Below are 21,071 nucleotides of genomic sequence, written 5' to 3' on the forward strand. Positions count from 1 at the left end.
TGCTGATCAGGTCTTCTCGCCTTAAAGACATTTGTTTCATCCCCGAAAGGATGTCCTCTTTAATGATTAATGGATCGCGCCGCCAATTGCTTTTAGATCTTCTTTGTCGGCATAATCAACGATGGCTTCCACCGCTGCAGTCAATCCTTTGGCGATGTCTTCGATGCTCATTGCAGGCTGTCCTGCTTTATCGACGACTTGCTGAGGAATAAACGGCACGTGGATAAAACCACCCTTCATTTCAGGGTATTTTGTATCAATCATGTATTGTACTTGATACATGATGTGGTTGCAGACGAAGGTTCCAGCAGTATTAGAAACGGCTGCAGGTATTCCTGCTTTTTTCATGTTTTCTACCATTGCTTTGATCGGCAGTTGTGTGAAGTAAGCAGGCTTCCCTTCTGTTTGGATCGCTTCATCGACGGGTTGATTGCCTTCGTTATCAGGAATCCGGGCATCATCCACATTGATCGCCACTCGTTCTGGTGAGATGGCAAACCGTCCACCCGCTTGGCCAATGTTTAAAACGACATCTGGGTGGATCTCTTCAATTTTCTCTGCGACGATCGCTGCTGATTTCCCAAATACAGTGGGGATCTCTGCTTTCACGATCTGTGCACCATGAATTGTATCTGGCAACAATTTCACTGCTTCTAAGGCAGGATTGATTGCTTCTCCGCCAAATGGATCAAATCCGGTAATTAGTAGTTTCATTTCCATCATCCTTCCCTCTTTGTTTTCCACTAAAATGCCCAAAAGTACATTAAAGCGATGTGGATCACTAACAATAATAAAGCAATTGGGGCTTGTGCTTTAATGACGCCATTGGGGTCTTTCATCTCTAACAAGGCCACTGGCAGTGCATTGAAATTGGCTGCCATCGGAGTCAGCAATGTGCCACAAAAACCAGCGGTCATTGCCAACGCACCAGCAACGACTGGGTCGCCGCCTTGCGCCATCACAAAAGGTACACCGATGCCTGCGGTAATAACGGTAAATGCCGCAAAGCCATTTCCCATAATCATAGTAAAGATCATCATTCCTAAACAGTAAGCCACGACACCGATAAAACGATTGCCTTCTGGCACGACACCAGAGATTCCTTGAGAAATCACATCACCGACACCAGCAGCGTTAAAAATGACACCTAGTGCTGCTAATAACTGCGGCAAGATACCGGCAGTTCCGACTTGACGAAGCATCCGGTCGGAATCGTCCAGCACTGTTTTCGGTTTAGCGGAAGTCAACACGACTGCCAACAAGAGCGCTAAGATCGATGCGATCCCGATTCCAACTTGGCCTCCTAATGGTGTATAAGAAATCACCACAGCGATCAATGCTAAGCTGATACATGGCACGAAGATCGTACTACCGATCCGTTTAGCCGATGCTTCTGCTTTTTCATCATCCACGTCCACGATTTTACCAATCTGCACTTGTTTGAAGAAGGTCAAACAGCCCATCAAAACGATCAAAATCCCGTCCACAAGATACGGCAAGAAATTCCCGAAAGCAAAGACGATCCCTAGCAGTAACCAAAAAGCAGAGGTGCCTAATCGGGTGGGATGATCCGCTTCGCGAAAAACCCGTACAGCCGTCATGATCGACAGCAATCCGATCAAGATATAAAAGAATTCCAGTAATCCGTTAACGATTCCTTCCATCTATTTGTCCTCCTTCTTGCCATATTTTTTTGCTAATTTACGATCAAAGAGCAAGTTCGACAACGTAGCAATGACTAAGACGATCAATGCGATCGGCAATGAGGCTTGCGCGATCGAACTAGCTGCCACATCGTAGCCAAGAGATTGCAATGTTCCTACGATCAATAGCACACCAGAAGCAGCCACAAAGGTATTTTGGGCAAAGAAATTCCCGAAGTTTTCGTTAGCGGCAGCCCGAGCTTTGATTTTTTCCTGATCTTTTTCATCCAGTTCCCCAAATTTGTTTTCCCCAGCAGCTTGCGCCATCGGGTTAACGATCGGGCGGATAAATTGTGTATGTCCTTGGATCCGAATAGAGAAAAAGCCAGCAAGTTCTCGAATAAACAAGTACAAGCTCAAGAACTTCCCTGGTGTTAAGCCTTTGATCTTTTCAATCAATATGACTGCCTGCTGCTTCAAGCCAAAACGTTCTGACAAGCCGACCATCGGTAGTGTCAGTAAGAACAGCGTAACGAGTCGATTATTGACAAACGCTTCTCCTAACATTGTTAAAAAATCAACAACAGAAATCCCCGACACAAGCGCGGTGACAAAACCAGCAACGATTACGACAGCAATAGTATCTAGCTTCAGCAAAAAGCCGACTAAAATAACTAGAATACCAATTAATTTAATCCATTCCATCAAATCATCCTTTCACGATAAGTTATTTTTAATGGATACCAGCTTTTAGTATAATCTATTTTTTTCTTGTAAAACAATGTTTTTTGAATTTTCTTTCGAGGAATACGCTTTCTTTAATGTGTTTTTTAATTACTTTGATAGTAAATAAAAAAAGAAGAACTGCGCTTGTGCAGTCCTTCTTTTGCTTTTTACGTTTAAGAAGCGGAGGCTTCTTTTTTCATTTGTTTGCTTCGCAGCTGTCCGCAAGCTGCGTCGATATCTGTCCCGTGTTCTTTACGGATCACGCAATTGATGCCGTTTTTCTTTAAAATGTCATAAAAGGCTAGCACATCGGCTTTTTTACTTCGAGCGTATTGGTCATGCTCACTCACTGGGTTATATGGGATCAAATTAACGTATGACAATTTCTTTTTATCCTTCAATAAAGCAGCCAACTGACGGGCATGTTCTGGCCGGTCATTGACATGATCCAGCATGATGTACTCAAATGTGATCCGACGATTGGTTTTTTCTAAATAATAGTCGACCGCTGCCATCAGCTTTTCAATCGGGAAACTCCGATTGATCCGCATCATGGAGGTTCTGACTTCGTTATTTGGGGCATGCAGCGAAATCGCTAGGTTCACTTGCAAGCCGTTCTCCGCAAACTCTCTAATTTTATGCGCTAAGCCGCTGGTTGACACAGTAATATGCCGCGCGCCGATCGCTAAGCCTTTCGGGTCATTGATGATCTGTAAGAAATGCATCACATTGTCATAGTTATCAAAGGGTTCGCCGATCCCCATGACCACCACGTGAGAGACTCGTTCCCCCTCATTGCGTTCATCAAAATAGTGTTGTACTAACATGATTTGAGCCACGATCTCGCCTGCCGTTAAGTCTCGTTGCTTCTTTAATAACCCACTGGCACAAAACGTACAGCCGATGTTGCAGCCGACTTGGGTCGTCACACAAACGGACATGCCATATTCTTGACGCATCAAGACCGTTTCAATCATGTGATTGTCTGGCAATTGGAATAAATACTTGACGGTTCCGTCACTGGCTTCTTGTACCACCATCTGTTTCAGGGGATTGATCACAAAGGCTGCCGACAGTTTCTCAATCAAAGGTTTCGGTAGGTTGGTCATTTCTTCAAAGCTGGTTACTCGTTTTTCATAGAGCCACTCCCAAACTTGGTTGGCACGGAATTTCTTTTCTTTTTGTTCAGTTATCCACAAAGATAGATCTGATTTGGTAAGTCCATAAATCGATGGGTTCACTTTTTTCCCTCTTTTCAAACTAGTCGCTACATACTATAACTGAATTCTTTGTGAAAAGCAACCGTACATTGGCTGATCTTCAAAGCATTCTAGCCCCACGCTTTTGTGGTATTCCTCTTTTTTGAAGATGCTCTTTCTTCCATTCATTGAATCTTTGTCCACAGGAAACCTCTCACAAAGACCTGCATGAAAAAAACAAGCAGTGACAGAACCTGCTCCGATGTACGAAACAAAGTGGCTCTTTCCTGCTTGTTTTCATGAGGGGGCTGTTTCCTCGTGCGCGTTACTTTCATTACATGATCACATTTCAAAAGAAAGCACTCTGCCTTCTTTGGCGGTCAACATGCCCCGTTGCGGCGGCTGCAGTTGCAAATAAAGTTGTAGCGACATTTCTAGTATCAGCTCTTTGTCTCCCTGCTGAAAAACGCCGTAATAATGTGTCTGTTCCCGCTTTTCTTCATATGTATGACTCACAAGATAATATCCTTGTTCCATGGTTTCGTTGCGCTTTTTTGTTTCTGAAAGAAAACGGCGAATATGTTTATACGTAAAGAAACTCAATAAAATGACAACTGCTATTAATACTACATACCCCATTGACAGATTTACACCTCGATCGTTGATGTGGCAAAAGTCGGCTCAACACCAATACTGATCATCAAGGCAGCATCGACTTCACACATCACTTTATCGTCTAAGTGACAAACCTTTTCTTTCAAACGGCTTTTGTCGATCGTGCGAATCTGTTCCATCAAAATGACGGAGTCTTTGCCAATCCCTGTGCAAGAAGCGGAAATCCCAATATGCGTTGGTAATTTCGGCTTCGCCATTTTTGCCGTGATCGCCGCAATGATCACTGTGGGACTGAAGTGATTCCCTAAGTCATTTTGAATGATCAAGACTGGACGTATCCCGCCTTGCTCCGATCCAACCACTGGTGAAAGATCGGCAAAATAAATATCTCCCCTTTTTACCATAGGACCACCCTAACTTTTATATTCTCGCGGAACCCTTGCTGAAAGGGTACACGCTACTTCATAGTGAATCGTTTCTAACTGGTCTGCAACATCCTGCATCGTAATTTGTTCCCCATGATTCTCACCGATCAAGGTGACTGGTGTACCGACAGCAAATGCCCGCGGCAAACGAATCATCAATTGATCCATACACACTCGACCGACGATCTCACAACGCTCGCCTTCTACTAAGATCGAGAAGCCTTGCATTTTTCGTAACCAGCCGTCAGCATAACCGATAGGCACGGTGCCGATCCATTCCTGACGTGGAGTGATATATGTTTCACCATAGCCAATCCCCGCTCCTTTTTCAAGTAATTTCACTTGTATCAGTTCAGAAACGAGCGAAAGCGCAGGTTTTAAGGAAAATGGTTCGCTCAGCGCATGACCTGATGGGTTCAACCCATACATTGCGATCCCAAAACGGACCATATTTCCTACTGCTTCTTTGTGCCATAAAGAGGTTGCGCTATTGCCTGTATGTATATATGTCGGCAAATAGGGCAAAACAGTTAAGACTTCTTTAAAACGTTGGTGCTGGGTTTCCCAATAGCTCGTGTCTACTTGATCCGCTGTGGAGAAATGGGTAAAGATCCCTTCCCACTCAAAAGAGAGGTGATCTTCTAACCAAAGAACGGCTTGGCGCACTTCTTCGACAGTCAAAAAGCCGATTCTCCCCATACCAGTATCCACCTTGATATGCACTTTAAGCGGCTTATTTAGAGGGTTCTCCTCTAAATAAGCGCCTGCTTCTAGCAGCCAGTCCATCGAAGCGACTGGAAATGACAAATCATAGGTCGTCAGCAAGGCAATATCACACACATTCACGACACCTAAGATCAAAATCGGGTCAGTAATCCCTGCTTCTCTCAATTCGATCGCTTCATCGATCGTCGCAACGCAAAAACCATCTGCGCCGCCTTCTTTGGCTGCAAGAGCGGTTTGAACCGCTCCGTGTCCGTAACCATTCGCTTTGACCACCGCAAAAAGAAATGTCTCGCTTGGTAAGTGAGCAATCTCATGTTTGATATTTTCGGTAATCGCAGTTGTATCAATTATCGCTTTCGTTGGTCTATGGTAAGCAACCACCATTTCCAGTTCCTTCTTTCTACTAGTGCTTGATCAGACGAACAAATTAAGTTGGTTTTATGTAGTCGGCTGTTCGTCCATGAAGTATCAAAGTCTTCTTGACTGACAGACTACTTCAACTTGGTTTATTCACTATCTAGTACTTCTAAAATAATTTGTGCAAAAGCAGTATCATTTGTATGGGTGATACTGACAAACGTTTTTTCTAAAGGATGCGGTGCTTTAGTGACGATCGGGGCACCGAATTCATTGGTCAAGACTTCAATATCATGAAAAGAAACTTTGCCGATCCCTGTCCCCCAAGCTTTCGAGAACGCTTCTTTGCAGGCATAGCGCCCGCCAAGGAACTCTACCTGACGTTTCAGCGCCAAGCGTGCAAATAATTTTGCTTCCCTCTCTGTTAAAATACGCGTTATAAACTGAGGTTTTTTTTCAATTAATTCTTTCATTCGAGGCAGCTCGACTGCATCGATCCCGATTCCTTTGATCATTCTTTTCTCTACCTTCACCTAAGATAGGGTTTTCCAAATTGGAAATATCCCTTGTTCAGCTAGTTACCATTCTACCAAAAAAATGGCGAATTACCATTCAAATCTGACGAGTTTATACGGAGATTAAGATTTTTAATCGTTCGTATTTGTTTTTTATATAAAAAAAGACCTTGCAAGTTTCCTTACAAGGTCCACAAACTTAATTAGTCTTGGTTGTTTCTGATTACGAAACCGCGTTTTTTGTCGTTGCTGCGGCGATTGTTTTTACGGGCACCATCTTTTGAATAGTTGCCGCGGGCTTTATTGCCGTTGCCGCCGCCACGGTTCCCACCGTTTTCTTTGCGGTTACGATTGCCGTTGCTATTGTTGCTGCGACGACCATTTTTGTTGAATGATTTTTTCCCTTGAGGCAATGGACGCTCTGGTGTGATCTTCACTGGTGCTAAATCAGCAGGATCTTTTGCCATAGTTTTTAGAAGCAATGCTGCTAAATCTTGTGCAGAATAACGTTCTAATAGATCGTCGGCTGCTTGCAAGTATTTATCTAAGCCATTTTCATCCAATTTGGTTTCAACAGATTCGATTGCGGCACCTAATTGACCTTTGAACGCTTCTTTTTCGGTCGGTGGGCGCATTGGTGTCATCCGTTTTTTCGTTAAGTTTTCAATGACGTGCAGATAGCTCATTTCGTTTGGTGTAACGAAAGTCACAGACATTCCACCTTTTCCAGCACGACCAGTACGTCCAATCCGGTGAACATAGCTTTCAGGGTCTTGAGGGATATCGTAGTTGTAAACGTGTGTAACACCAGAGATATCTAATCCACGAGCTGCAACGTCTGTGGCAACTAAGATATCTAGTTGACCACTCTTGAATGAACGCAAAACGCTCATTCGTTTTTGTTGAGAAAGGTCTCCATGAATGCCTTCTGCTTTATAGCCGCGGGCTTCTAAGCCGCGCGCCAATTCATCGACACGACGTTTCGTACGACCGAAAACGATGGTCAATTCTGGCGTTTGCACATCCAATAAGCGAGTCATGATATCAAATTTTTCGTAGTCTTTTGAACGAACATAGTATTGATCGATCAAATCAGCGGTCATTTCTTTGGCTTTGATCTGTACATGTTCAGGCTCTTTCATGAATTTCACGCCGATGTTTTTGATTGCTGGCGGCATTGTTGCTGAAAATAGCAATGTTTGACGAACATCTGGTACTTGGCTGATGATTTTTTCAATATCTTCCAAGAAGCCCATGTTCAACATTTCATCCGCTTCATCTAATACAAGCGTTTCAACGGTGCCTAATTTCAAGGTGTGGCGGTTGATATGGTCTAACATACGACCTGGTGTACCAACTACGATGTGGGGACGATCTTTTAGTTGACGGATTTGACGGCCGATATCGGCTCCACCGTAAACTGCTTGTACACGAATTTTTTTGTCTTTACCAAGACGGTACAATTCTTCTTGGGTTTGGATCGCTAATTCACGGGTTGGGGCAATCACTAATCCTTGTAGTTGATGGTTCATTGGGTCAATTTTTTCTAACATTGGCAAACCAAATGCGGCGGTTTTACCAGTACCGGTCTGTGCTTGACCGATCACGTCTTTGCCTGCTAAGGCTAATGGAATCGTTGCTTCTTGGATGGGTGTTGCTTCTTCAAAGCCGGCACGCTCAACAGAAGTCAATAATTCGTTGGATAATTCTAGATCTTTAAATTTCAAATGGATCCTCCTAGGCTGGTCATCTTTTCGATGCCTGTTTTTCTATCATCGAAGCGTAGGTTAGTTCTTCAGAAACACAAGAGTAGTCCCATTTACTCTTATCTTTCTCTCGGTACCGAAAAACCGCTTCACGAAGGCATTATAAAAGGCTAAAACAAGTGTTGTTTGTCTCAGCCATCATTTTATCTCAAAACGTCAATGTTTTTTACAGTAATCATTCTGTGCTTCATCTTTCGGCGTTAGATAAGTATAACACGCTTTGAAAGTTTCAGCAAGATTTCAACTCCCTTTTACATTCCTTTTAGTGCATCAACGACTTCACTCAGGCCCATGCCATTGCTGCCTTTGATCACTAGGCTATCGGAAGGTTCTAAAGTTTCTATTAAGGAGGCGATCAGCTGTGGTTTTTCATCGATCGCAAAATAGCGCACCTTGTCAGCAAGGGCAGTGTTCGCTAGTCGTTTTTGCAATGCCTGCATTTCTTTGCCATAAAGGAAAACTAGCTGGAACGAGTCGTCTAAGTGTGCGGCCATCTGCTCGTGCATTTGTGGAGAATCTGGTCCTAATTCAAGCATATCTGCCAATACGGCGATCCGTCGTCCTGCTAAAGGCAATTTGCGGAAGCTATCCAATACAAGACCCATGGCCGTCGGATTGGCATTATAAATATCGCTCAAAATCGCTGCCCCATTACCAGCAGTCACCCATTGGGTCCGATTTTTCGTCAATTGAAAATGCGCCAAGCCTTCCTTGATCGCTTCATCTGCTACACCAAAATGACGTCCTATCCCAATCGCGATCAAGGCATTTTTGACATTATAGCCGCCTAAGACCGGTAAGGTAAAGGTGGTACCTGCTACCGTAAAAATCGTCTGATCTTGCGATTCCTCCACGATGTCTCCTTGTAGATCTCCCTCAGTTAAGCCAAAAGTTTCAATGGTCTGCGTTAAATTGGGAACAAAGGGCTCTAACAATGGTTCATCAGCTGGCATCATAAAGAAGCCGTCTTTTTTCAATCCTGCGGTGATCTCCATTTTGGCTTTGGCGATCCCTTCTCTGGACCCTAAGTTTTCAATGTGGGCTTCGCCTATCAACGTGATAGCGGCAGCGTCAGGTTCTGCTAAGCGTGAAAGGACTTCGATTTCACCTGCATGATCCATTCCCATTTCTAAAATCAACACTTGGGTATCTTCTGGCGCATGCAAGATAGTCAAAGGCACGCCTAGTTCATTGTTGTGGTTGCCTTGGGTTTTATAGGTCTGGTACTTTTGGGCCATGACCGCTTCCACCATATCTTTGGTGGTCGTTTTCCCGTTACTTCCAGTAATACCGATGATTTTCGGTGCAAGCTTTTCTTTATACGCTCGTGCCAATTGTTGGAACGCTTTGACGGTATCCGTGACAGGAATCACAAGGATGTCTTGCGGCGGTTCGATCGTAGGGTGGCTCCACAGTGTGGCGATCGCCCCATTGTCTTTGGCTTGTTGGGCAAATTCATGTCCGTCACGGGTCCCCGCTAAGGGAACAAAGAGACTGTTTTCTTTGATCAGACGGCTGTCGAATTCCACAGAGGCAAGTGGCGTTTCATTTTCAATTTGCTGACCAAATACGGCAGCGGCTTCTTTTACAGTAAAATTCATCAGGTTCGCTCCTTTTTCCTAAAAAAAGAAAGCACAAGATCGCTTCAAGTATTTTCCTTGAGTTGAGCTGGCTTTCTTCCTGCTATTTATTCTGCTTCGTTTTCGTTTTCTGCTTCTTTTTCTGTTGCTTCTACATTGGTCAAGAACGAACGTCTTTGATTGAAACGATTCATCCCTAATTGGATCAATTCTTCAATCAAATCCCCATAAGGCAAGCCGGTCTTCTCCCATAGCAGTGGGTACATGCTGAATTCAGTGAACCCAGGCATCGTGTTCAGCTCATTTAAAAAGAGCTCATTTTTATTGGTCAAAAAGAAATCACAACGGCTCAATCCGCTGCCGCCTAACATCGTATAGGCTTTTTTCGCAAACTCTTGAGCTTTGGCTTGTGTTTCTTCTGGAATTTGTGCAGGAATCTGCATCTCGATTCGGTTGTCAATGTATTTGGAATTGTAATCATAAAAGGCAACATCTTTTACGATTTCTCCCGGCATTGTGGTCCGAACGTCTTCGTTTCCAAGAACGGCTACTTCGATCTCACGGGCTTCGATTCCTTGTTCAACGATCGCTCGGGTATCGTAGCGATACGCTTCTTGTAGCGCATTTTGCAGTTCTTCACGGTTCTCGGCTTTCGAGATACCGACACTTGAGCCCATGTTGGCAGGTTTGACAAACATTGGATAAAGCAGACTGCCTTCACATTGATCGAAAATCTTTTTCGGATTTTCTTTCCACGCATTTTTCAAGACTGGTACATAGGGAACTTGCGGAATCCCCGCAGCTTGCAAGATATACTTGGTCATGATTTTGTCCATCCCACAGGCACTAGTCAAGACACCGGCTCCGACATAAGGCATTCCGATGGTTTCTAAAAACCCTTGGATCGTGCCGTCTTCGCCATTTGGTCCGTGAAGTAAAGGAAAGACGATCGCGTCTTCTTCGTAGATTGCCCCAGGTGAAATTTCTTCCCCTTTGGTTTCTTCATTGGTCAATGCCAAAGTATCTGGAGACGTTGGCGCCTCAGTCAATAATGGGCCTTTTAACCAGCGTCCTTCTTTGGTGATCATTACTAATTGAACTTGGTAGTAATTATAATATACAGCATTAACAACTGAAAAAGCGGATAACAGTGATACCTCATGTTCTGCACTGCGTCCCCCGTATAATAAAATGATTTTCAAAAGAATTTCCTCCTGTATTCATTGATTCTACCAAACTAAGTCTTCCACATTTTAGCACAAAATCGACCAACCGGCATTAAATCTTGCAGAAATTTCTTTAAGCTTACACAGTCGTTAGTTGAATGTTTTTCATTTTGTCAGTACTATGAATATATCACGGCACGTTTAAAGAGGTGGGACCTATGACAGAACAAACCGCTCCTTCTAGAAAAGGACGATTAAAACAAATCGTTCAAGTCTTTTTGAAATACAAAGTCGTTCAAAATATCAGCAAACAGCAGCACCCCGAAATGGTGCGTCAAGCGTTTGAAGAATTAGGACCAACATTTATCAAAATCGGGCAGATGCTTTCGGTCCGCAATGATCTGCTTTCCAGCACCTTTGTCGATGAATTCAAGCAGCTGCAGGACAATGTCAAAAGTGATCCATTTCCCAAGGTCAAAGCACTGCTGGAAGCAGAACTGCAGCAACCGCTAACGGAAGTTTTTTCCGCTTTTGATGAAATTCCAGTCGCCTCAGCTTCCATCGGACAAGCTCATCGAGCAAACTTGCTCAGCGGCAAAGAAGTGATCGTCAAAGTACAGCATCCAGGGATCATTGCGGCAATTCAAGTGGATCTCGATCTTTTTGAAAAAGCCCTGCCGTTGGTTCGCGCAATTCCAGAAGCCAATGTGGTGGATTTAAAAAGCGTGCTAAGCGAAGTCCGACGATCACTTGCCAATGAAACAAATTTTTTGCAAGAGATGAAAAACGCACAGGAATTCTACCGCAACAATCACCAAGACCCGCAGTTGGCATTGCCAAAAGTTTATCCCGAATGGTGTACCCAAAAAGTATTAGTCATGGATTACATGGCAGGTGAAAGCTTGAATTGCTTACTGACCCGCAAAAATCAAGACATCGTTTATGACAATCAGTCTGTTAAAGCCGTGAAAAAACAAGTGGGGACGCTATTAGTCGAAAACTTTATGAAACAAGTCTTTGAAGATGGCTTCTTTCACGCTGATCCACATCCTGGCAATCTTTTCTTGCATGTCTTCACGGATCAAGCCAACCGCCCACAACCATTTCAAGTCAAGCAGCGCGTCGGTGTCCTCGGCGGGGTCGATTATTCGTTGAAATGGCAAGAAGAAGCTGTCATGCCGCCTTACCAAGTGATTTTCTTGGACTTTGGGATGATGGGTCATTTGGATCAGTCTTTACGCAGCCGTTTAGCCGATGCGTTGATTGCTCTTTATACCCAAGACACCCAAGAAGTCGGTAAAGCCGTCTTGCGGTTGTGCAACAGCAGCGGCAGTTCCTTTGACGAAGTCGCCTTCTACCAAGACCTGCAAAAATTTGTTGAAAACTACTATAATATGCCGCTAAAGGATATCGACTTGCAAAAAGTGATGGCGGAAGTCATCACGATCTGCCATGATAACCAACTGCAGATGCATCGAGACATCACCTTGCTGATCAAGGCTTTTGGTACCTTGGAAGGTGTGATCAAAGCCTTAGATCCCGAATTATCAATGATGGAAGTCACTCAGCCTTTTGCACAAAAATATTTCCTACAGCAGCTGAGTATTGAAGACGAGGTGAAAAAAAGCGCCTTGGCAACCGCAAAAAGCTTGCGGGCACTTAGCCATCTTCCCGATCGGACCTTGGCTGTCTTAGACACTTTTGCGACTGGTAAACACCGATTGAATCTAGAGATCCGCGAACAAAAACAGCTATTGGACCGCTTTGATCAGATGGTCAATCGACTGGTGATCGGTATTATTCTAGCTGCGGTCATCCTTGGCTCTTCCTTATTGGTGGTCGCCAGCCCGCAACAAGGAGCCTTCGTCCATCAGATGGGGATCTTCGGATATACCTTAGCATTTTTCGCGATCGTGGCTTTAGTCAGCAAATACTTCTATGATCGTTTTCGCAAGAAATAAATAAGCACCTTCAATTCCCGTGGTTCATGCAGAAGCTGGGTCTTGAGGGTGCTTATTTTGCAAGGATCTGTCGCAATTCGTTTTCAAAGATTCGTTTGAAGGCTTCCCGATCCTCTTTCGTAAAGGGCTTCGGTCCTTTTGTACGCTTGCCTGCTTTACGCATCTGCGCACCTAAGTAGCGTTGTCCAAGTAAAAAATCGATCGTTTCTGGCAAATACTCTGTGCCGTTATGGTGAAAAACCCGCGCTTTTTTCGGCAAGACCAAAGAGGCTAACCCATAATCTTGGGTAACGAGAAAATCACCCGGCTCTATTTCCTTCACGATTTCATAATCCGCACGATCCGAGCCTTTGTCGACATAGACAAAGTGAACATGGGCAGGATAATCTTTGGTCGTGTAATGATCGACACTGGTGACGATCACCACCGGCAGCTGATATTGCTGAGCCAGCTCGATCACTTCGTTTTTCACTGGCGATCCATCGCCGTCAATAAAAAGTCGCATCTCCACACTCCCCTCACAAGTTTCTTCGTTTACAATTACTTCTATTGTAAGAGGAGCAAGGCGAAGATGCAAGCAGACTTTACAGCCGTTTCCTTGAGGATGTATTTAAAGCCTCAAGAAGAGCAACTGCCTCCGCCCTAATAACTAGCAGCTACCCTAAGCAAAGCTTATCCTTCAACTTTAGAAAAGGCTCGCTCTTTTAGCTCATAAACGACATCGCAAGCCTTGGCTACTTCTTGCTCATGGGTCACTAAGATAATACATTTTTTTTGCTCATGAGCAATTTCTTGAAACAGTTTGACGATCTCTTTGGACGTCGTTTCATCCAAGTTTCCAGTCGGTTCATCGGCTACGATCAGCTCATGCTCACAGCACAATGCGCGAACGATCGCCACCCGCTGCTGCTGCCCACCCGATAATTGGGTCACTTTTTTCAGTGCCAGCTCTTCCGTGATGCCAACTTTGGCTAAGTTTGCTAAAGCGTAGGCCTTTTTATCGGCTTGCTGCGACTTCGCGATCGCCATCGCTGTCACCACATTGTCCAATGCCGACAGATAAGGCAATAGATTATAGGCTTGGAACACGATGGACACATCTTTGCGGCGGTACTCCCGCAGCCCGATTTTTGCTAACGTTTCTTCGTTGTAGAAAATCTTTCCTTCTTTCGGGGTATCTAGGCCTGTGATCAGCGACAGGAAGGTCGTTTTCCCCGATCCGCTGGAACCTAAGATCGCATACATCTTGCCAGGCTCGAAGGTCAAGTCAACGCCACGAAACAGGGCTTCTGCTTCGCTTTGATACCAATAGCCTAATTGTTCTGTTCGTAATGTCATGTCGTTCCTCCTAAGAAACCAAGATTTTTTTCGGGTTCAGCCGCAAAATGCCCGCCGACGAGAGTAAGATCGAGCCAAAGCTGATCCCTAGACCGAGTAATGCCAATAGACCAATTTGTTGAGGGGAAACGGTAATTTCTAAGGACTCCACTTCTGCTGATTGGGTGAAGGATGGGAAAGAACCGCCACGGTTACCGCCCATTTGCGGCATCTCTCCGCCTCCAGGTCCAGCGTTTTCAGCAGCTGCCTGATCCGTCGTCGTTTCGGTTTGCTGTGCCAATAATTGCTCTCCGACGGCATTACCGACAAGATTGCCGCTAGCGGCCGCGATCCCTAAAGCAAATACCATGCAGACAAAAATCTCTGTGAAAAACTGTAGGATCACTTTGGCTCGTGACTCGCCTAAAGAGAGCAATACGCCAATCTCATAGCGACGTTCCCGAATCGACATCATCACGATCAACGTCAAAATAATGATACCGGCAGCAGCAACTAACACAATAATATTTTTGGCAAAGCTCGCGACATTATTCAACGGTGTCAGCATCGATTGATACATCTGATCATTGGTTTGGATGCTATAGGTTTCTGTATCGATCAATCCTTCTGCTTCTTCCACGAATGCCGTCATTTCAGACGGATCACTCAAGGTATAGGTTGCTGAATCAATGGTGTCCTCATTGCCGCTCAACGTATTGGCAAGGGTATAAGAGGCAATGATCGTGTTGGCTGGGTTGAGAAAGTTAAACATTTGGCTCATGCTGTTGCCAACTTCACTCGTTTCATAGATTCCTTTGACCGTCACTTCTACTTCATTGTCCTCTGCATCAGTGATTGAAAACGTATCTCCGACCGCTAAATCATTCGCTTCAGCTAGTGAGGATTCAATCAAGACTTGGTTTGTGCCTTCGTCCTCAGAAGTAATTCCTTCTCCATCCGTGATCGTCGCTGTTCCTTCCGAAAAAGTCGTATACGCCGCACTGGTTGATACGCCAGTGATTTGGAAATCACCTGTACTCATACTCCCACCAGGCATACCTCCTGGCATACCGCCCATTTGCCCCGACTCGCTGCTATCGGTTGCTTCTGACTCTGTCGAGGAGTCACTGCTAGAGATCGGTTCGATCCCGCTGACGGCATCAGCCGAGGTACTGACTTCAAAACTATATGAAGCAACCCCGTCTAAATCAGCGATTGCTTGGGCATCTGTGATCGCTACAGGTGTCGATTGAAAACTCCCTGGATCTGGACGTGTGCTCTGGTCATCGCTGTCAGATGAAGAACTTCTTTGCTGAAAAGCCTGCTCACGGTTGGCTTGCAACGTCACGATTGCGCCGACACTTTTCTGAGCATTTTCAGTCGCTACTAGCGCTGCACTGCGAATCGTCAAACCCGCCAATACAAAAATCAAGATTGCAGAAAATACGGCGATCAGCAGCAGACTCCGGCCTTTTTTCGCCCATAAACTTTGGAGCCCTCGTTTCAAAAAATTCATCTTTGTTCCTCCTGAATGGCAAATTATTGTATTTCGACTATAAGAACCTTAGCTTAAATTGAACTTAAATCTTCCCCTAATTTTTCAAAACGTTGGAACAGACCGCAGCTGTCTTCTGCGATCTGCACGTTTTATTGATGACCCCCAGGGAATGATCGAGGAATCTTCAACTAACGGCCAAAGCCGCCGCCCATTTGATTGGTTGTCGCTGTCGCTCCTGATTGGGTCAAGTTGGCGATCGTTTCCGTGACGGGCAACGTTCCTAATTCCGTCCCATCACTAAGGGTCCCACCAGCATAATAACCAGAAACAGCTTGCGCATCATTCGTTCCCCCACTGACCAATGTATAGCTGCTATCCGTCAAATCTGGGCTAGAAAGAACCACATGTTGGTAGCTTTTGCTTGGTGCATAGGACAAGATCGTCTGTCCTTGACTATCCTTTAAGGTCACAAGGGTCTCTGCTGCTTGGGTTTGATCGAAACTGATCCCGATCGACTGTTGACTTCCCCCACTGACATTCATGGCCATATCGGTCGTACCAGCAGCTAACAAGACACCGCCAGTGATTTCAAACGTCCCGTTATAATCCAAAGCGCCATTGCCACCGGTCGTTGGACCATTTACGATGACGACCCCATCACTCATAGTGACATTGCCGTTACTGTCCAGGCCATCCCCTTCGGCATCGACCACCAACGTTCCGCCAGTGATTATGACTTGTTTGCTGTCATCTGCGGTATCGCCACCGCCAGGACCGCCACCAAAGCTGTCTTGCCCAAATTGGCCAGTGGTTTCCTCTGTATCACTGCCGCCACCGGCATTGATCCCGTCATCGCTAGCCACGACGTGTGTCGTACCACCAGCAATCGTGATCACACTTGCTTCTAGTCCTTCATAGGATTCTTCGATAGCAATCGTCCCATCGGAGATCGTCAATTCATTGTCCGCATGTATGCCGTCGTCACCACTGCTGGCAGTGATCGTACCACCTGTGATGTTGATGGTATCGTTGGCATGCAGGCTATCATCTGCACTATCGATCGCAAAGGTACCGCTGCTGATGGTCATCACACCGCCAGCTTTCAATCCTTTGTAGCTTTCATCCGTCACTAGCGACTGACTTTGTGCCCCGTCAGCCGTTTTGATCGTGAGATCGGCTGATTGGATGCTCAAATTCGTTTCTGCTTGGATGCCATCACGCCCACTTTGGATCGTAAAGGTACCGCCATCGATCGCAACGTAGCCTTTTTCCGCATCTTCCGAATTATTCGCTTGGATGCCATCTCCTTCAGTGGTGTTCAGTGTGTAGTTCCCTGCCAAGATCGACACGGAATCTTTTCCTTTGATGGTATTGTTTTTCACTGTGATCTCAATCGTGCCACCAGCTAAAACCAAATCATCTTTGCTGCGCAGCCCGTTGCTGTAATTTCCTGTGATCACCAACGTTCCATCACCGTTGATGGACAAATCTTCTTTACTATAAAAAGCGGCATCTGGTTCCGTCTCACCTTCCGCCAAGGTGTAGCTGCTGCCATCTATCAGAGTATTTGTCGTATCACTGGCTAAGGTCGTGATGACTTTTTCTGCTTGTTCGATAACGACTGCCGCCCCGTCTTCATTGGTGATCGTGACATCCGCAAAGATCAGATGGACTTTTTCTTCTTTATTGACGTTGACAACCAGTTGGCCATTACTTAAGGAACCGCTGACGACATAGGTACCAGCTTGCGTGATCGTCACCGTTTGGTCTTCCACTGTAACGCCATCAACAGCCGTCGTATCGCTGTCATTCAATTCAAGTTGCGTGGCGGTCGCCTCATCGTAGGAGGGATCCACGTCTTCTTCTTCGTAACTGCCATAATAGTCCGTAGCATCATCAAGAGTCGTTGCAACGTTGGTCACTGCGGCAGAACCTGAAACAGCCGCTGCAGAACTGGAGCTGCTGCTCGTGCTACTACTATCGGTTTGCCCACAAGCGCCTAGGAGCAGCGATGAGAGTAAGAGCGGATAAATGAGTTTTTTCATAAGAGGTTCCTCCTTCTACAGCTCATCGCGGTTAGCGGTGAGCTTGCCTAAAACAACGGGTAAATTGCCATTACGAACCCGAACTTCATCAATGATTTGTTTTTCTTGCGCTTGGTCTTTTAACAGCAACTGATAACGCAACTCATATAAGCTCCCCATCGTGGTCGTTCGAACCGATGTCAGTTTGGCAGAATGCGTATATTTTTCAAAGAGATCATCGAATAGTTGCGGATAATCCAAATCTTCTGGAATCGTGACTTTCAGTTCTCGTTCACTCGTGGCTTGTCGATCGCCAAAGGGTACCGTGTATAAAAGGGTCAAGAAAAGCGCCACGATGATGGAAAAAATCACGACATAGCCGACGTAGCCCATCCCAGTTGCCAGACCGATCCCCATCGACCAAAAGACGCTGGTGATCTCTCTAGACCCTCCTGGAACCGAGCGGAAACGAATCAAACTGAAGGCGCCTAAGATCGCCACACCTGTGCCAAGATTGCCGTTGACTAGCATGATCACGGATTGAACGAGGATCGGTAAGACCGCCAAGGTAATGACGAAGTTTTTTGTGTAGACATTGCGGATCATATGGATCGCCGCTACCAATATTCCTAAAAGCAATGAGGCGGCGACACAGATCAATAAGCTACGCCATTCCAAGGTGCTCGTATCGCCAGAAAACAGACTAGATAACATGTAACCATTCCTCCTTCTTGAACAAATGCCGTTGATACGTTTGGGCATATTTCGAAAAGCTACCTTTGCGCACGCTGTATTTGTTCAACAGCTCCACAAACCATAATGGATAAGCGCCGAGGGCTTTCACTTCCATCAACACCCCGATTTCAGGTGCTACCAGCGCCCCCTCACTGCCAGAACCGAACATAAGATCATAGGTGCGAAAGCGAATGTTTTGGTCGAATGTCACGCGAAATTCACTATCATCATCAATAAACAGCGACAAGCGATCATAGGCAATCAACACTTTCGGCAGCAAGTCTGGGTTTTGCTTAAATAGCCAGTGAATCTCTGCAGCGATTTGCGGTGCTTCTGCCATTGACGGCAAGACCCCTGTTTGCAACCAGCCGCAATAGTCAGCATAGGGCATCGGGACTCGGCGTTTGTAGACCACGCCATTGACTTTCTTTTTGATCTCTAAAAAAATTAACTGCTGCTCTGTCGGTATGCCATAGCTGCGGACCCGAAATTTTTCTTTGTATTTCGGTTTGTCCATCGAATGACGAATAAAGCGGTAATCGTGGGTATCGTAATACAAGGACATAATCGTGTGCTGCCCATATTCATCGATCGCCATTCTTTGCTGCAGCTCAGCAAGAAATGCAGGAAATTGCTCCTTGGCTATTAAATATTTTGTCTCTTTTCTTTGAAAGACTTTTTTCAATTTCATAAAAATGTTCCTCCCTTGAAATCCATGCACTGAATTTACGGCAGCTATCTTAAATGCAGCTTAAGGCAAAACAGTTTTTTTAAGCATTTTTTATGCTATTCGTGCTATTCTTATCCTTAAAGAGGTGGGAACATGATTAAACTATTAGTGATCGAAGATGACAAAACATTATCTGATAATATGAAAGAAATCGTCAGCGAGATCGGTGACGTCACACAAGCCTATGATGGCAGTGAAGGCTTATACGAGGCAGAAACGGGGATCTATGATTTGATTATTCTCGACTTGATGATGCCAGAGATGAACGGTTATGAGGTGCTTTCTGCCCTAAGAAAAAAAGAACTCCAAACACCAGTCCTGATTTTAACAGCCAAAGACGGCTTAGAAGACAAAGTGACTGGTTTTCAAAAAGGGGCAGATGATTATTTGACCAAGCCTTTTTATCGGGAAGAATTATTGATGCGGATCAAAGCGTTGCTAAAACGCTCCTTAGGTTTGTTCAATGAAAATACCCTGGAATATAACGGATTGCTGTGCAACCTTGGCACCAATGAGGTCAGTTACCAAGGGCAGCTTTTGCCGATCCAAGGGAAAGAATTTGAGCTGCTGCTGTATTTTCTACAAAATAGAAACATTATTTTGACTAAGGAACAGATTTTTGATCGCATCTGGGGATTTGATTCAGAAACGACCTTGACTGTCGTCGAAGTCTATATGAGCAATCTGCGGAAACACTTGCGCCAGACAGGGATCGACAAAGAGATCCGTACGTTGCGAAATGTCGGCTATATTATGCAAGGAGCCTAGTCTATGAATAAAGAACGCTCTAAGAGACAACGGCTGCACTCCTTTCTCCTAAATGTCAGTGCCTTTGCGTTGGTTTTCTTACTTTTAGGAACCATCGTCCTCCAATTGTTCAACCAATCGGCTTATCGGCAAACCGACATTTCTTTGGAACAAGCAGTCAAAGATACCCGCTTGATCCAAGCAGAGATCAGCGCTTCGCAATCCAATCTAGAGGTATTGCCACCAGATAGTGCCATGCCAAAGATCCCTGGGACCAATCGCTTCAATACCCAGTTGATTCTCTGGTCTGAAGACGGTGAGATATTAAACAAGCAGACCTTGGGCGGCCGCTTTTCACAACTGGCAAGTTTATCTTTAGATACAAGCCACTTAGACAGTATCACATCTTTTTCAGTGGTGGATCAGTCCTTGTCAGAGGAAGAAGAGACCCTTTTGTTTCGTTCGATCACCACCAAAGCACCAACAAATGATGCTGGTGTCGGCTATATCCAAGTCTTGGCGAACACTAACCAAATCAAAAATGCGATGAACAATTTCCAAACGATTTTGATTTTATCGATGATCTTTTTCTGGATTCTTTCGATCGGGATCAGCTATTTGCTTTCCAGCTTGAACATGCGCCCCATTTTAGCCTCCTGGAAAAAACAGCAGGAATTTGTCGAAAATGCATCCCATGAGCTGCGCACACCATTGACGATCATTCAAAACAGTCTGGAACGCCTGTTTACCAAGCCCAATCATACGATCATTGAAGAATCTGAAAGCATCGCACAAGCGTTAGCGGAAACTCGGCGGCTGACTGGATTAACGGCGGATTTGCTGACGATCGCCCGCAGTGATTCCAATCAATTGCTTTTGACAAAAGAAACCATCGAGCTAGCTCCTTTTATCGATGACTTAGTCAAACCTTTCAAAGAAATTGCCGAATTGGATCAAAAACACTTTGTTGTCGAAAACTTTGCCAAAACGACCGCTTGCTTTGACCAAAAGAAAATCCATCAAGTCCTCGTGATCCTCCTAGATAATGCCTTAAAATATACCAGCAGTGGTGATAAAATCACCCTCTTATCGGAGATTTCTAACAAGCAATGGCTGATCGAGGTCAAAAACACAGGACCAGCCATTTCCGATGAAGAAAAAGCCCGTATCTTTGACCGCTTCTACCGCGAGGATCGTTCCCGCTCCAAAGAGACCGGCGGCTATGGTTTAGGCTTAGCGATCGCCAAGCAAATCGTTGAAGAGCACAAGGGACAAATCCAAGTCAAAGATTTGCAGCCACGAGGGGTTATTTTTCAGATTCGTTTACCTAAAGAAGGATAA

The 21,071-nt window shown here is 45.1% G+C and carries 20 protein-coding genes; 3 read left to right on the top strand and 17 right to left on the bottom strand.

Going from position 1 to position 21,071, the window contains the following annotated elements:
• Window positions 1–66: 66 nt before the first annotated feature.
• From pcp to IGJ25_RS15820, 11 genes are all read right to left on the bottom strand, one after another.
• Window positions 67–714 carry a pyroglutamyl-peptidase I gene (pcp, locus tag IGJ25_RS15770; protein WP_005227979.1) on the bottom strand — a complete coding sequence of 216 codons (648 nt, stop codon included), beginning with the start codon at window positions 712–714 and terminating at the stop codon, window positions 67–69.
• 29 nt (window positions 715–743) lie between these two features.
• The gene (locus tag IGJ25_RS15775; protein WP_005227977.1) at window positions 744–1,664 is read right to left on the bottom strand and encodes a DUF979 domain-containing protein; all 921 of its coding nucleotides are present in this window, start codon (window positions 1,662–1,664) and stop codon (window positions 744–746) included.
• Window positions 1,665–2,348 carry a DUF969 domain-containing protein gene (locus IGJ25_RS15780; RefSeq protein WP_010749105.1) on the bottom strand — a complete coding sequence of 228 codons (684 nt, stop codon included), beginning with the start codon at window positions 2,346–2,348 and terminating at the stop codon, window positions 1,665–1,667. It abuts the gene before it with no gap.
• A gap of 194 nt (window positions 2,349–2,542) precedes the next feature.
• Window positions 2,543–3,610 carry a 23S rRNA (adenine(2503)-C(2))-methyltransferase RlmN gene (gene rlmN, locus IGJ25_RS15785; RefSeq protein ID WP_231435901.1) on the bottom strand — a complete coding sequence of 356 codons (1,068 nt, stop codon included), beginning with the start codon at window positions 3,608–3,610 and terminating at the stop codon, window positions 2,543–2,545.
• 300 nt (window positions 3,611–3,910) lie between these two features.
• The gene (locus tag IGJ25_RS15790; protein WP_005227970.1) at window positions 3,911–4,207 is read right to left on the bottom strand and encodes a hypothetical protein; all 297 of its coding nucleotides are present in this window, start codon (window positions 4,205–4,207) and stop codon (window positions 3,911–3,913) included.
• A gap of 8 nt (window positions 4,208–4,215) precedes the next feature.
• The gene (locus tag IGJ25_RS15795) at window positions 4,216–4,587 is read right to left on the bottom strand and encodes a type II toxin-antitoxin system PemK/MazF family toxin (RefSeq protein ID WP_005227961.1); all 372 of its coding nucleotides are present in this window, start codon (window positions 4,585–4,587) and stop codon (window positions 4,216–4,218) included.
• Window positions 4,588–4,596: 9 nt separating this feature from the next.
• Complete coding sequence (gene alr / locus IGJ25_RS15800; protein WP_225000623.1) at window positions 4,597–5,718, bottom strand: alanine racemase; 1,122 nt, start codon at window positions 5,716–5,718, stop codon at window positions 4,597–4,599.
• 122 nt (window positions 5,719–5,840) lie between these two features.
• Complete coding sequence (gene acpS / locus IGJ25_RS15805; protein ID WP_225000624.1) at window positions 5,841–6,206, bottom strand: holo-ACP synthase; 366 nt, start codon at window positions 6,204–6,206, stop codon at window positions 5,841–5,843.
• 203 nt (window positions 6,207–6,409) lie between these two features.
• The gene (cshA, locus tag IGJ25_RS15810; protein ID WP_225000625.1) at window positions 6,410–7,933 is read right to left on the bottom strand and encodes a degradosome RNA helicase CshA; all 1,524 of its coding nucleotides are present in this window, start codon (window positions 7,931–7,933) and stop codon (window positions 6,410–6,412) included.
• A 290-nt stretch (window positions 7,934–8,223) separates the two neighbouring features.
• Window positions 8,224–9,573 (bottom strand): UDP-N-acetylmuramoyl-tripeptide--D-alanyl-D-alanine ligase, encoded by a 1,350-nt coding sequence (locus IGJ25_RS15815; protein WP_142965595.1) that lies wholly within the window; start codon window positions 9,571–9,573, stop codon window positions 8,224–8,226.
• Window positions 9,574–9,659: 86 nt separating this feature from the next.
• On the bottom strand, window positions 9,660–10,754 hold the full coding sequence (locus IGJ25_RS15820; protein WP_115232835.1) for a D-alanine--D-alanine ligase: 1,095 nt from the start codon (window positions 10,752–10,754) through the stop codon (window positions 9,660–9,662).
• 182 nt (window positions 10,755–10,936) lie between these two features.
• Between IGJ25_RS15820 and IGJ25_RS15825 the strand changes: the two genes are divergently transcribed.
• Window positions 10,937–12,679 carry an ABC1 kinase family protein gene (locus IGJ25_RS15825; protein ID WP_015510427.1) on the top strand — a complete coding sequence of 581 codons (1,743 nt, stop codon included), beginning with the start codon at window positions 10,937–10,939 and terminating at the stop codon, window positions 12,677–12,679.
• A 52-nt stretch (window positions 12,680–12,731) separates the two neighbouring features.
• Here IGJ25_RS15825 and IGJ25_RS15830 read toward each other — a convergent pair whose 3' ends face one another.
• From IGJ25_RS15830 to IGJ25_RS15855, 6 genes are all read right to left on the bottom strand, one after another.
• Window positions 12,732–13,184, bottom strand: a complete 453-nt coding sequence (locus tag IGJ25_RS15830; RefSeq protein WP_142964512.1) for a YaiI/YqxD family protein — start codon at window positions 13,182–13,184, stop codon at window positions 12,732–12,734.
• 167 nt (window positions 13,185–13,351) lie between these two features.
• Entirely contained in the window at window positions 13,352–14,017 is a 666-nt protein-coding gene (locus IGJ25_RS15835) for an ABC transporter ATP-binding protein (protein ID WP_016609898.1), read from the bottom strand.
• Between the two features lie 10 nt (window positions 14,018–14,027).
• Entirely contained in the window at window positions 14,028–15,512 is a 1,485-nt protein-coding gene (locus tag IGJ25_RS15840) for an ABC transporter permease (RefSeq protein WP_225000626.1), read from the bottom strand.
• A 170-nt stretch (window positions 15,513–15,682) separates the two neighbouring features.
• Window positions 15,683–17,539: a carbohydrate-binding domain-containing protein gene (locus IGJ25_RS15845; RefSeq protein WP_225000627.1), complete on the bottom strand. Its 1,857-nt coding sequence runs from the start codon at window positions 17,537–17,539 to the stop codon at window positions 15,683–15,685.
• A 15-nt stretch (window positions 17,540–17,554) separates the two neighbouring features.
• Window positions 17,555–18,232: a DUF4956 domain-containing protein gene (locus tag IGJ25_RS15850; RefSeq protein WP_159160658.1), complete on the bottom strand. Its 678-nt coding sequence runs from the start codon at window positions 18,230–18,232 to the stop codon at window positions 17,555–17,557.
• Window positions 18,222–18,944 carry a polyphosphate polymerase domain-containing protein gene (locus tag IGJ25_RS15855; protein ID WP_015510432.1) on the bottom strand — a complete coding sequence of 241 codons (723 nt, stop codon included), beginning with the start codon at window positions 18,942–18,944 and terminating at the stop codon, window positions 18,222–18,224. The genes IGJ25_RS15850 and IGJ25_RS15855 overlap by 11 nt, the downstream gene beginning before the upstream one ends.
• A 132-nt stretch (window positions 18,945–19,076) precedes the next feature.
• On the opposite strand from IGJ25_RS15855, the gene IGJ25_RS15860 reads away from it, so the two are divergent.
• Window positions 19,077–19,751 (top strand): response regulator transcription factor, encoded by a 675-nt coding sequence (locus tag IGJ25_RS15860; protein WP_225000628.1) that lies wholly within the window; start codon window positions 19,077–19,079, stop codon window positions 19,749–19,751.
• 3 nt (window positions 19,752–19,754) lie between these two features.
• Window positions 19,755–21,071: a sensor histidine kinase gene (locus IGJ25_RS15865; protein WP_005227932.1), complete on the top strand. Its 1,317-nt coding sequence runs from the start codon at window positions 19,755–19,757 to the stop codon at window positions 21,069–21,071.

It is taken from the genome of Enterococcus sp. DIV0240d (assembly GCF_051711245.1).
In the GTDB taxonomy this organism is placed as follows: Bacteria; Bacillota; Bacilli; order Lactobacillales; family Enterococcaceae; genus Enterococcus_D; species Enterococcus_D casseliflavus.

What these genes read in the sequence shown, in the direction of transcription:
- IGJ25_RS15790 (WP_005227970.1), bottom strand. Translation starts at nt 4,207, where the DNA reads ATGGGGTATGTAGTATTAATAGCAGTTGTCATTTTATTGAGTTTCTTT.
- IGJ25_RS15840 (WP_225000626.1), bottom strand. Translation starts at nt 15,512, where the DNA reads ATGAATTTTTTGAAACGAGGGCTCCAAAGTTTATGGGCGAAAAAAGGC.
- IGJ25_RS15865 (WP_005227932.1), top strand. Translation starts at nt 19,755, where the DNA reads ATGAATAAAGAACGCTCTAAGAGACAACGGCTGCACTCCTTTCTCCTA.
- IGJ25_RS15775 (WP_005227977.1), bottom strand. Translation starts at nt 1,664, where the DNA reads ATGGAAGGAATCGTTAACGGATTACTGGAATTCTTTTATATCTTGATC.
- IGJ25_RS15815 (WP_142965595.1), bottom strand. Translation starts at nt 9,573, where the DNA reads ATGAATTTTACTGTAAAAGAAGCCGCTGCCGTATTTGGTCAGCAAATT.
- IGJ25_RS15850 (WP_159160658.1), bottom strand. Translation starts at nt 18,232, where the DNA reads ATGTTATCTAGTCTGTTTTCTGGCGATACGAGCACCTTGGAATGGCGT.
- alr (WP_225000623.1), bottom strand. Translation starts at nt 5,718, where the DNA reads ATGGTGGTTGCTTACCATAGACCAACGAAAGCGATAATTGATACAACT.
- acpS (WP_225000624.1), bottom strand. Translation starts at nt 6,206, where the DNA reads ATGATCAAAGGAATCGGGATCGATGCAGTCGAGCTGCCTCGAATGAAA.
- IGJ25_RS15825 (WP_015510427.1), top strand. Translation starts at nt 10,937, where the DNA reads ATGACAGAACAAACCGCTCCTTCTAGAAAAGGACGATTAAAACAAATC.
- IGJ25_RS15860 (WP_225000628.1), top strand. Translation starts at nt 19,077, where the DNA reads ATGATTAAACTATTAGTGATCGAAGATGACAAAACATTATCTGATAAT.
- IGJ25_RS15855 (WP_015510432.1), bottom strand. Translation starts at nt 18,944, where the DNA reads ATGAAATTGAAAAAAGTCTTTCAAAGAAAAGAGACAAAATATTTAATA.
- IGJ25_RS15845 (WP_225000627.1), bottom strand. Translation starts at nt 17,539, where the DNA reads ATGAAAAAACTCATTTATCCGCTCTTACTCTCATCGCTGCTCCTAGGC.
- IGJ25_RS15830 (WP_142964512.1), bottom strand. Translation starts at nt 13,184, where the DNA reads ATGCGACTTTTTATTGACGGCGATGGATCGCCAGTGAAAAACGAAGTG.
- IGJ25_RS15780 (WP_010749105.1), bottom strand. Translation starts at nt 2,348, where the DNA reads ATGGAATGGATTAAATTAATTGGTATTCTAGTTATTTTAGTCGGCTTT.
- pcp (WP_005227979.1), bottom strand. Translation starts at nt 714, where the DNA reads ATGAAACTACTAATTACCGGATTTGATCCATTTGGCGGAGAAGCAATC.
- IGJ25_RS15835 (WP_016609898.1), bottom strand. Translation starts at nt 14,017, where the DNA reads ATGACATTACGAACAGAACAATTAGGCTATTGGTATCAAAGCGAAGCA.
- IGJ25_RS15795 (WP_005227961.1), bottom strand. Translation starts at nt 4,587, where the DNA reads ATGGTAAAAAGGGGAGATATTTATTTTGCCGATCTTTCACCAGTGGTT.